We start from the raw sequence: 8,486 nt of genomic DNA, 5'->3' as shown, positions 1-8,486 counted from the left end.
GGCCGCCGAAGCCCAGCGGCACCCCGAAGCGCTGCGTGGTGCCGAAGCAGGCGTCCGCCCCCTGCTCACCGGGCGGCGTGATCAACGTCAGCGCAAGCAGATCCGCGCCCACCGCGACCAGCGCGCCGCGCGCGTGCGCGGCCTCGATGACCGGAGCCCAGTCCACGATCCGCCCGGACGCGCCCGGCTGCTGCACGATCACACCGAAGAACTCGCCCTCGGGCAGCCCCTCGTCAGCCAGGTTCGCCTCGACGATCTCGATGCCCATCGGCTCGGCACGGGTGTACAGCAGCGTCCGGGTCTGCGGGAACAGATCGGTGTCGATGAGCAGCCGCACCGACTTGCACTTACGGTTGGCCCGCTGCAGCAGCGTCATGGCCTCCGCCGCCGCGGTCGCCTCGTCCAGCATGGACGCGTTGGCGACCTCCATCGCGGTCAGATCCGCGACCATGGTCTGGAAGTTGAGCAGCGCCTCGAGGCGGCCCTGGCTGATCTCCGGCTGATACGGCGTGTACGAAGTGTACCAGGCCGGGTTCTCGACCAGATTGCGCAGCAGCACCGGCGGGGTGTGGGTGTCGTAGTAGCCGAGCCCGATCATCGAGGTGGCCACGGTGTTCGAATTGGCCAGTGCCGCAAGCTCGGCGAGCGCCTCGTGCTCCGACAGCGCGGGCGGCAGCGCGTCGAGGCCGTTGCCCGCGGGCGCGTCCAGAATGCTGGCGGGGACGGCCTTGGTGGCGAGTTCGTCCAGCGACTCGACGCCCACGGTCTCCAGAATGCGGCCGGTCTCTCCGCTGTCGGGGCCGATGTGGCGGTCGGCGAAGGATCGAGTCCAGATCACGTCTGCTCCAGGGGGTGGGCGGGGGTCGGTGCGGGACCGACACTGCTACTGCCCTCCCCCTCTGTCCTCGATGCCTGAGAGATTCGGGCCACGACCTTGCGGCCGTTGCCCTTTCACCATGGGCGGGCGACGCGAGGCCACCACTTTCCAGAGGCGTCGAAACTCCGCACGGTCCCTTGTGCCTGAGAGATTGACGGGGAGGTGCTGCTCCTTCGGCGTCCGAGGCTACCCCCGGAACTCTCCCGCACGGCTGCGACGCACTCGCTAGTTTAAGCGGGCGCAGGTTACAGATATGTTGCCTGGGTTCCGTTTCACATCGCGCCCGCCTCCGGGCAACGAAAATGCGCGCCACCCAACGGGTGACGCGCATCGCGGAAAGACGATCTAGCCGGTCTTGCTCATCCGCGCCTTGCGGCGGAAGGACAGTTCATCCTCGGGACGCTCGCTGGTGCTGCCCGCCTCGGCGCGCTCGGCCGGGAAGTTGGCGATGGCCCCGGTCAATTCGCGCATCGCGCCGCTGACGGCGATGCCGAACACACCCTGACCACCCTGCAGTAAATCGACCACTTCCTCGGCGGAGGAGCACTCGTAGACGGTGGCGCCGTCGGAGAACAGCGTGATCCCGGCGAGGTCTTCGACGCCGCGGCTGCGCAGATGATCCACGGCGATGCGGATGTTCTGCAGCGAGATGCCCGCGTCCAGGAGACGCTTGACGATCTTGAGGACGAGGATGTCCTTGAACGAGTAGAGGCGCTGGCTGCCGGAGCCGGTGGCACTGCGGATGGACGGGACGACCAGTCCGGTGCGGGCCCAGTAATCGAGCTGGCGGTAGGTGATCCCGGCCACCTGGCAAGCGCTGGGCACCCGGTAGCCCACGAGTTCGTCCGGCACCGTGTCATCGGGGAACAGCCCTGGCTGCACCACATCCTGAGGTTGCGGTTGATCTCCCACTGACTACTCCCTTACTGCTTGCCTATCAGGGCTGGGCTCGTGTCTCGAGGACGTCTGGAGCGTTGGCCTATCAATCGAGGCTACTCCCCTGATTGTTGCCGGAGAATCGGCACCGTCCAAGCATGAACGGGCGCGTGTTTTTAACCCTAAACCTGAGGTAGAGACACTGTTTTGTCTCTTTTGGAGATCAACCCGGAATCATCGCCAGGTCAGGAACTGGTCAGCTGTCCGTCGCCTTGAAGTCATCCGGAGATACCGATTCGAGAAACTCCTTGAACTTCTCGACCTCGTCCTCGCGCTCGTCCGGCATGACCAGCCCGGCCTCCTCGAGCACCGGCTCCTCGGCATAGATCGGGCACCCCACCCGCAGCGCGATGGCCACCGAATCCGACGGCCGCGCCGAGATCCGCAGATCGTTCTCGAATACCAGGTCGGCGTAGAAGGTGCCCTCCTGCAGATCCACGATCCGCACTTCCTTGAGGGTGTGACCGAGCTCCTTGATCAGAATCTTGATCAGATCGTGGGTGAGCGGGCGGATCGGCGTCACGCCCTCCTGCTCCAACACGATCGCGGTGGCCTCGGCCTGTCCGATCCAGATCGGTAGATAGCGATCCCCGGAAACCTCTCGCAGCAACAGCACGGGCTGATTCTGTGGTTGTTCGACACGGATGCCGATCACACGCATTTCGCTCATCGCACTGCCTCCCAAATCCTCACCGGCCGCCAGCCCCCGGCTGTAATACCGAGTCTAGGCGAAGATTTCAGCCCCCGAGGGAAGCGCGCACAGAGGTCTTCACCAGGCAGGTGTGCAGCGTCAGCGACAGTGCCGCCAACTCCCGGACCGTCTCCTCGGCACGCGCGCGGGCATCCGCGTCACGGCTCTTGGCGATCGGGGCGGCGATCTGCGCGACCATGGCGGCCTCGCGATCGGCGGCCAGCTTGAAGGCGCGCAGATGCCTTGCCTCCAAACCGAATTCGCTCAGCGCCTTGGCCGTGCGCGCCAGCGTGACGGCATCGCCGTCGAAATACCCTGCCGCGCCGGGGGTGATGAGATTGGCGCGGATCAGCTCGGTCAGGAACTTCTCGTCGATGCCGGCCTGATCGAGCAGATCCGCCCGGGTGATCCGGATCTCGTGATCGAACCGGAGCTCCTCGGGCGACACCTCACCGGGCACGGCGTTCAGCCGGCGCAGGCGGCCACCGCCGTTGGCGGCGAGGCTCTCTGGCGAATCGGGCATGGCCCCGAGCCCTCCCACGGCGTTCGCCCGGGCCCGGGCCTCCCGGACCCCGAGCGTCGCCGCCCCACTGTCGATCGCTTCCAACTGTTCCTTGATCACCTTCAACGGCAGGTACTGATCCCGCTGCGCGGTCAGCACGAAGCGCAGGCGCTCGACGTCCGCCACATGAAAACGGCGGTACCCCGAGGGCGTGCGCTCCGGGCTGATCAGACCCTCCGATTCCAGGAATCGGATCTTGGAGATGGTGATATCCGGAAAATCCGGACGCAGGAGATCCAGCACGGAGCCGATCGACATGCCTCCGCGCGTCCACTGCGCTGCGCCAGTCATTCCGCTCGGCCCTATAGCGCCGAATCGCTTGCGGCGGACTTGGGACCGGTCAGGAAGACGAGGCGGAACTTGCCGATCTGCACCTCGTCGCCGTTCTGCAGCTCCGAAGAGTCCACCGGCTCCCGATTGACGTAGGTGCCGTTGAGGCTGCCCACATCGACCACCTGGAAGGTGTCGTCGTCCTGGCGGAACTCCGCGTGGCGACGGCTGACGGTGACATCGTCCAAGAAGATGTCGCTGTCGGGGTGGCGACCCGCCGAGGTGGTCGGCTGGTCGAGCAGGAAGCGCGAACCGGCGTTCGGGCCACGCTTGACCACCAGCAGGGCCGCGCCCGTCGGCAGCCCCTCCACTCCCTGTACCGGCTGCTCGCCTGTCTGCTCGGGGCGCGACGTGTCGACCTCGTTCAGGAAGTCGGCGCGGAACACCGAAGTGGTCTCTGCTGCCGTTTCCTGGTAACCCGGGTCCTTGTTCTCGCTCACCCTTGCTCTCCTCCTCGAACCGAATAATCCATGCAAGCAGTTGATGCCCTCAGCGATGCGGCGCTCCGGCCGCTCCCCGCTTCGGGTAGGTCCGGAAAATCCGGGCACCGGCTGCGCGCACTTCTGTTGGCATTGACCGTACCCTGCCAGGGCGTACCCGTGCAGGTAGAACTGTGAAGGCTCCTTCAGCCTCCGATAACTCCTTGATAACCTGCGGCATCCAGGAGCTTTCCGAGTGCGGCGTCGAGCGCCTCGGCGGAGTCCGCCTCGACCTCGAAGAGCCAGCCGTCGCCGTAGGCGTCGGAGTTGACCGTCTCGGGTTCACCATCCAGAAGATCGTTCACCGCAACGACTTTGCCCGCCAGCGGGGCGTAGATGTCGGACACGCTCTTGGTGGACTCGATCTCGGCGATGCTCTCGCCGTGCTTCACAACGGCGTCCACCGCGGGCAGCTGCACGAACACGACGTCACCCAGCTGCGATTGCGCGTAATCGGTGATACCCACCCGCACGCGGGTCGGACCGATCTTGCTCACCCACTCGTGCTCTTCGGAGTAGCGCAAATCATCGGGTACTGCGGTCACTGGCAGTGTCCTTTCAACGGGCGTTCCTCTCGGGATCGTCGTCGATCCGTCGGCCACACCCTATCGGGAGTGATCATGGTGTGGCACGGGCGGTATCGCTCGGGCCACCGGGTGGGATCGCGCGGGCCACGGCGATGGCCTTGCCGAGATAGAGGATTCCGGTCCAGACGTACACTGCCGTGCCCCAGATCAAGAATGCCCCACCAAAGGCCCGGCCGAAACCCGCGGCGGCCCAGTCCATCTGCCCGGCCAGCAGCCAGGGCAGCGCGGACATGAGCGCGAAGGTGGCGGCCTTGCCCAGGTAGATGACGTCGGGCGGGGGCAGGTCGCGGCGGCGGTAGACGCGCAGGGTGAGGGTCAGGATGGCATCGCGGCCGACCAGGACGAGCACCACCCACCAGGGCAGGATGCCGCGAATCAGGAAGCCGCCCAGGGTCGCCAGTAGATAGAGGCGGTCCACCAGCGGGTCGAGGATCGCGCCGAGTTTGGACGACTGGTCCAGCAGCCGGGCCAGCTTGCCGTCGAGGAAGTCGGTGATGCCGCTGACCACCAGCAGCGCGAAGGCCCAGCCGTCGGCCTTCTGCGCCAGCAGCAGCCACAGGAACACCGGGACGCCGATCAACCGGATCACGCTGAGCAGATTGGGCACCGTGAGGATACGGTCGCTGTAGACCGGCTCGGTGTGCGGTTCGGTTGTCACCACTCGATCCAACCTCAATCGTCGGCGCATCTCCATCCGGGCACGCCGCCTACTGCTTGAGAGAGTTCTGTGCAATCCTTCTCATTACGTGGTTGAGCAGCGAGAGGAAAGACCATGCCCGACTTCGACTATGACGTCGTCGTGATCGGTTCCGGGTTCGGGGGGAGCGTCAGCGCGCTGCGCCTGAGCGAGAAGGGCTACCGGGTGGCCGTGCTGGAGTCCGGCCGCCGCTGGAACGCCGAGGACATCCCCAAGACGAACTGGAATGTGCGCAAGGCGATCTGGGCCCCGAGGCTGGGTCTGACCGGGACGCAGCGGATCAGCATTCTGGGCAAGTGCGCGGTGTTCTCCGCCTCGGGCGTGGGCGGCGGGTCGCTGATCTACGGCAATACCCTCTACGAGCCCTTGCCTGCCTTCTACACCGACAAGCAGTGGGCGCACATCACCGACTGGCGGGCCGAGCTCGCGCCCTATTACGACCAGGCGCAGCGCATGCTCGGGGTCGCGCCGAACCCGCGCATGACCCCCGCCGACGACGTGATCCGTTCGGTGGCAGCCGATCTGGGCGTGGCCGACACCTTCCACGCCACCAATGTGGGCGTCTTCTTCAACGAGGACGCGCCGGGTGAGGAAGTCGACGACCCGTACTTCGGCGGCGCGGGACCCCGGCGCAACGGCTGCATCCACTGCGCGCGCTGCTTCACCGGCTGCCCGCACAATGCCAAGAACACCACCCCGAAGAACTACCTGTACCTGGCCGAGCAGGCGGGCGCGCACGTGTTCGCGCTGACCACCGCCGACAAGGTGCGACCCATGACCGGCGGCGGCTACGCCATCGAGACCTCACGATCGGACCGCTGGGTTCGCAAGGGGCGCAAGGTGTTCACCGCCGAGCAGGTGGTCTTCGCCGCCGCCGCGCTGGGCACGCAGAAGCTGCTGCACAAGATGAAGGACGAGGGCGTGCTGCCGCAGCTCTCGCCCCGGCTCGGCGAGCTGACCCGGTCGAACTCCGAGGCGATCCTGAATGTGGTGAGCAAGGCCCGCGACGACTTCGCCGAGGGCATCGCCATCACCTCCTCGATCCATCCCGAGCCCGACACCCACGTCGAGGTGTGCCACTACGGCAAGGGACAGAACGGCCTGTTCCCGCTGTCGGTGCCGCTGGTGGACGGCGGCGCGTTCCGGTTCCTGCGGTTCCTGCTGGCCATGGTGCTGCATCCGGTGGTGTTCGCGCGCAGCCTCAATGCGCGTCGGGCCTCGGAGAAGTCGGTCATCCTACTGGTCATGCAATCCCTCGACAATTCGCTGACCTCGTTCCGGCGCTGGGGGCAGCTCAAGACCAAACAGGGGACGGGCAAACCGAATCCGACGTGGATCCCGCTCGCCCACGATGTCGGCCGCCGCTTCGGCGCGAAGGTCGACGGGGATGTGCAGATGCTGGCGATGGACGTGTTCAACATCCCGGCGACCGCGCACTACATCGGCGGCTGCGTGATCGGCGAGGGCCCGGAAAGCGGTGTGGTGGACCCGTATCAGCGTGTGTTCGGCCATCCGGGCCTGCACATCGCCGACGGCTCGGCGGTGACGGCGAACCTGGGCGTGAACCCGTCGCTGACCATCACCGCGCAGGCCGAGCGCGCAATGGCGTTCTGGCCCAACCGAAACGAGGCCGATCCGCGGCCGGAGCTGGGCTCGGCGTATCGCCGCATCACGCCGGTCGCGCCCAAGCACGCGGCGGTGCCGGACTTCGCGCCGGGCGCGTTGCGGCTGCCCATCTTCCCCACCGACTACCCGACGGATCCGGCGTTGCCCGTGAACTGAGCAGTGACGACACGGAACTGCGGAGTGACCGTGCGCGGCGGCGTGCCCGCCGGTAGTTTGGGGCGTTGTGCCCGTACCATTCCCGGTATCGATTCGACGAGGAAGGTGAGAGCCGATGCTCGTCCGAGTGCAGAACGCCGCCGGCACGCACGCCGAGAAGGTGCTCATCGATTGGCTGCGCACCTGGAAGGGCGCGACCGACCCCAAGGGCGTCGCGACGGTGAATTGCAGTCTCTTCCACGGTGATCGGCTGCATCCGTTCGACGCCGTGGTGTGGACGCCGACCAGCTGCGTGGTCATCGAGGCCGAGGCGCTCTCGGAGAAGATGAGCGGCGAGCTGGAGATCCCCGTCAACGGGCCCTGGCGCGTCGGTGACCGCATCCTCACCTTCGACGGCGGCGACAAGCGCAATCCGCTCGACAAGTCCCGCGAACACACCTTCGCGCTGCAGAACTGGCTGGCCGAGCGCGGTCTGGGGCAGCGGGTCATTCACGGCATCGTGCTGGTGGTGCCGCCGCCGGGTTCGGATCTGCGGGTGACCCAGCTGTGGAACGACCCGAGCTTCCGGGTGCTGCTGGGTGACGAGCGGGCGTTGCGCGACCACTTCACCGGGCTGCTCTCGCGCGGGCGGCCGCAGTGGTCGGCCAACGATGTGGCATGGGCGTTCCGCGGGCTGGGCATCCTGCCGTACCTGCCGGGACCGCAGGACCTGATCAACGAGGGTTTCCTGGGGCCGGTGGATGTCACGCTGTGGCACGGCGGCCCGCAGCAGGCGCAGGCCGAGGCGTTCGCCGAGGAGCAGGCCCGGCTCGAGGCCGAGCACGGGTCGGCCGGGCGCGGGCTGGCGATTCCGGCGCCGTGGTTCGCGCCGTGGAAGTTGTATCCGCGGCGCAGCGATCGCCTCGAACTGGGGCGCGGATTCATGCGGGTGATGCTGGGATTGGGCTTCCTGGTGGCGGCCGCGTGGGGAATCTGGTTCATGGCCGCGATCATCCTGTCGTACTGAGCGATCAGTCCGGCAGAGCCCGGGCCGGGCGCGTTGCCGTGAAGTAGCGGAACGGCGGATAGAGGGCGCAGACGAGCGCGATCGCGGCCGCGGTACCGCCCAGCACATCGGTCGGATGGTGGTATCCGAAGCCGACCATGCCGATCATGACGGCCGGTAACACCACCGCCATCACGATCACCGACACCGCGCGCACCCGGCGCGACTCGCTCACCAACGCGAAAGCGGTGACGACGGCGACCAATTGGACGGTGTGCCCGCTCGGGTAGGCCAGGTAGTGGTCCAGCTGGCGATCCCAGAACGGTTTGAGCGCATAGGTATTCACCGCGACCACCACCTCCGGGGCGAGCAGCGCGAAACCCGCGGCCCACCACTGCCGCCGGTAGGCGAACCAGGCCGCGAACGCCACGAGCAGCGGCAGCACGACGTAGCTGTTGCTGGGGAACACCAGCACCCGGTAGACCCAGGTGTGCGCGTCCAGCGCCGAATGAATCCGATGTTCGAGGGCCTCGTCCACGCTCGTGGAGCCGCCGTCGGCC

Annotated in this window: 9 protein-coding genes, 1 pseudogene and 1 riboswitch; of the genes and pseudogenes, 2 read left to right on the top strand and 8 right to left on the bottom strand. The window is 66.9% G+C overall.

Annotated elements, in window-relative coordinates; genetic code table 11:
• The 7 genes and pseudogenes from ACWELQ_RS29760 to ACWELQ_RS29730 all read right to left on the bottom strand — a co-directional run.
• Positions 1–838, bottom strand: a pseudogene (locus ACWELQ_RS29760) (glycine dehydrogenase (aminomethyl-transferring)); the annotation flags it as partial.
• Between the two features lie 159 nt (positions 839–997).
• Positions 998–1,093, bottom strand: a riboswitch (glycine riboswitch).
• A 129-nt stretch (positions 1,094–1,222) separates the two neighbouring features.
• A complete protein-coding gene (locus ACWELQ_RS29755) occupies positions 1,223–1,789 on the bottom strand; it encodes a MerR family transcriptional regulator (protein WP_452400349.1) in 567 nt (188 codons plus the stop codon).
• Between the two features lie 220 nt (positions 1,790–2,009).
• The gene (locus ACWELQ_RS29750) at positions 2,010–2,483 is read right to left on the bottom strand and encodes a bifunctional nuclease family protein (protein WP_040807814.1); all 474 of its coding nucleotides are present in this window, start codon (positions 2,481–2,483) and stop codon (positions 2,010–2,012) included.
• A gap of 67 nt (positions 2,484–2,550) precedes the next feature.
• Positions 2,551–3,324, bottom strand: coding sequence for a transcriptional regulator FtsR (gene ftsR / locus ACWELQ_RS29745; protein ID WP_452400348.1), 774 nt, complete (start codon positions 3,322–3,324; stop codon positions 2,551–2,553).
• Positions 3,325–3,368: 44 nt separating this feature from the next.
• A complete protein-coding gene (gene garA / locus ACWELQ_RS29740) occupies positions 3,369–3,836 on the bottom strand; it encodes a glycogen accumulation regulator GarA (RefSeq protein ID WP_379366127.1) in 468 nt (155 codons plus the stop codon).
• A 185-nt stretch (positions 3,837–4,021) separates the two neighbouring features.
• Positions 4,022–4,420: a glycine cleavage system protein GcvH gene (gene gcvH / locus ACWELQ_RS29735; protein ID WP_452400347.1), complete on the bottom strand. Its 399-nt coding sequence runs from the start codon at positions 4,418–4,420 to the stop codon at positions 4,022–4,024.
• Between the two features lie 73 nt (positions 4,421–4,493).
• Positions 4,494–5,120 (bottom strand): CDP-alcohol phosphatidyltransferase family protein, encoded by a 627-nt coding sequence (locus ACWELQ_RS29730; RefSeq protein ID WP_452400346.1) that lies wholly within the window; start codon positions 5,118–5,120, stop codon positions 4,494–4,496.
• 114 nt (positions 5,121–5,234) lie between these two features.
• Here ACWELQ_RS29730 and ACWELQ_RS29725 point away from each other — a divergent pair, with 114 nt between their 5' ends.
• Both ACWELQ_RS29725 and ACWELQ_RS29720 read left to right on the top strand, forming a co-directional pair.
• The gene (locus ACWELQ_RS29725) at positions 5,235–6,941 is read left to right on the top strand and encodes a GMC oxidoreductase (RefSeq protein WP_452400345.1); all 1,707 of its coding nucleotides are present in this window, start codon (positions 5,235–5,237) and stop codon (positions 6,939–6,941) included.
• A gap of 115 nt (positions 6,942–7,056) precedes the next feature.
• Positions 7,057–7,947 carry a nuclease-related domain-containing protein gene (locus ACWELQ_RS29720; protein ID WP_452400344.1) on the top strand — a complete coding sequence of 297 codons (891 nt, stop codon included), beginning with the start codon at positions 7,057–7,059 and terminating at the stop codon, positions 7,945–7,947.
• A gap of 4 nt (positions 7,948–7,951) precedes the next feature.
• Here ACWELQ_RS29720 and ACWELQ_RS29715 read toward each other — a convergent pair.
• The coding region (locus ACWELQ_RS29715; RefSeq protein WP_452400343.1) for a phosphatase PAP2 family protein at positions 7,952–8,486 on the bottom strand (535 nt) is incomplete at its 5' end.

The sequence above is a fragment of the Nocardia sp. NPDC004722 genome (genome assembly GCF_053601505.1).
Note: the sequence above shows the minus strand (reverse complement) of the source record. Positions and strands in the feature narration are given on the sequence as shown.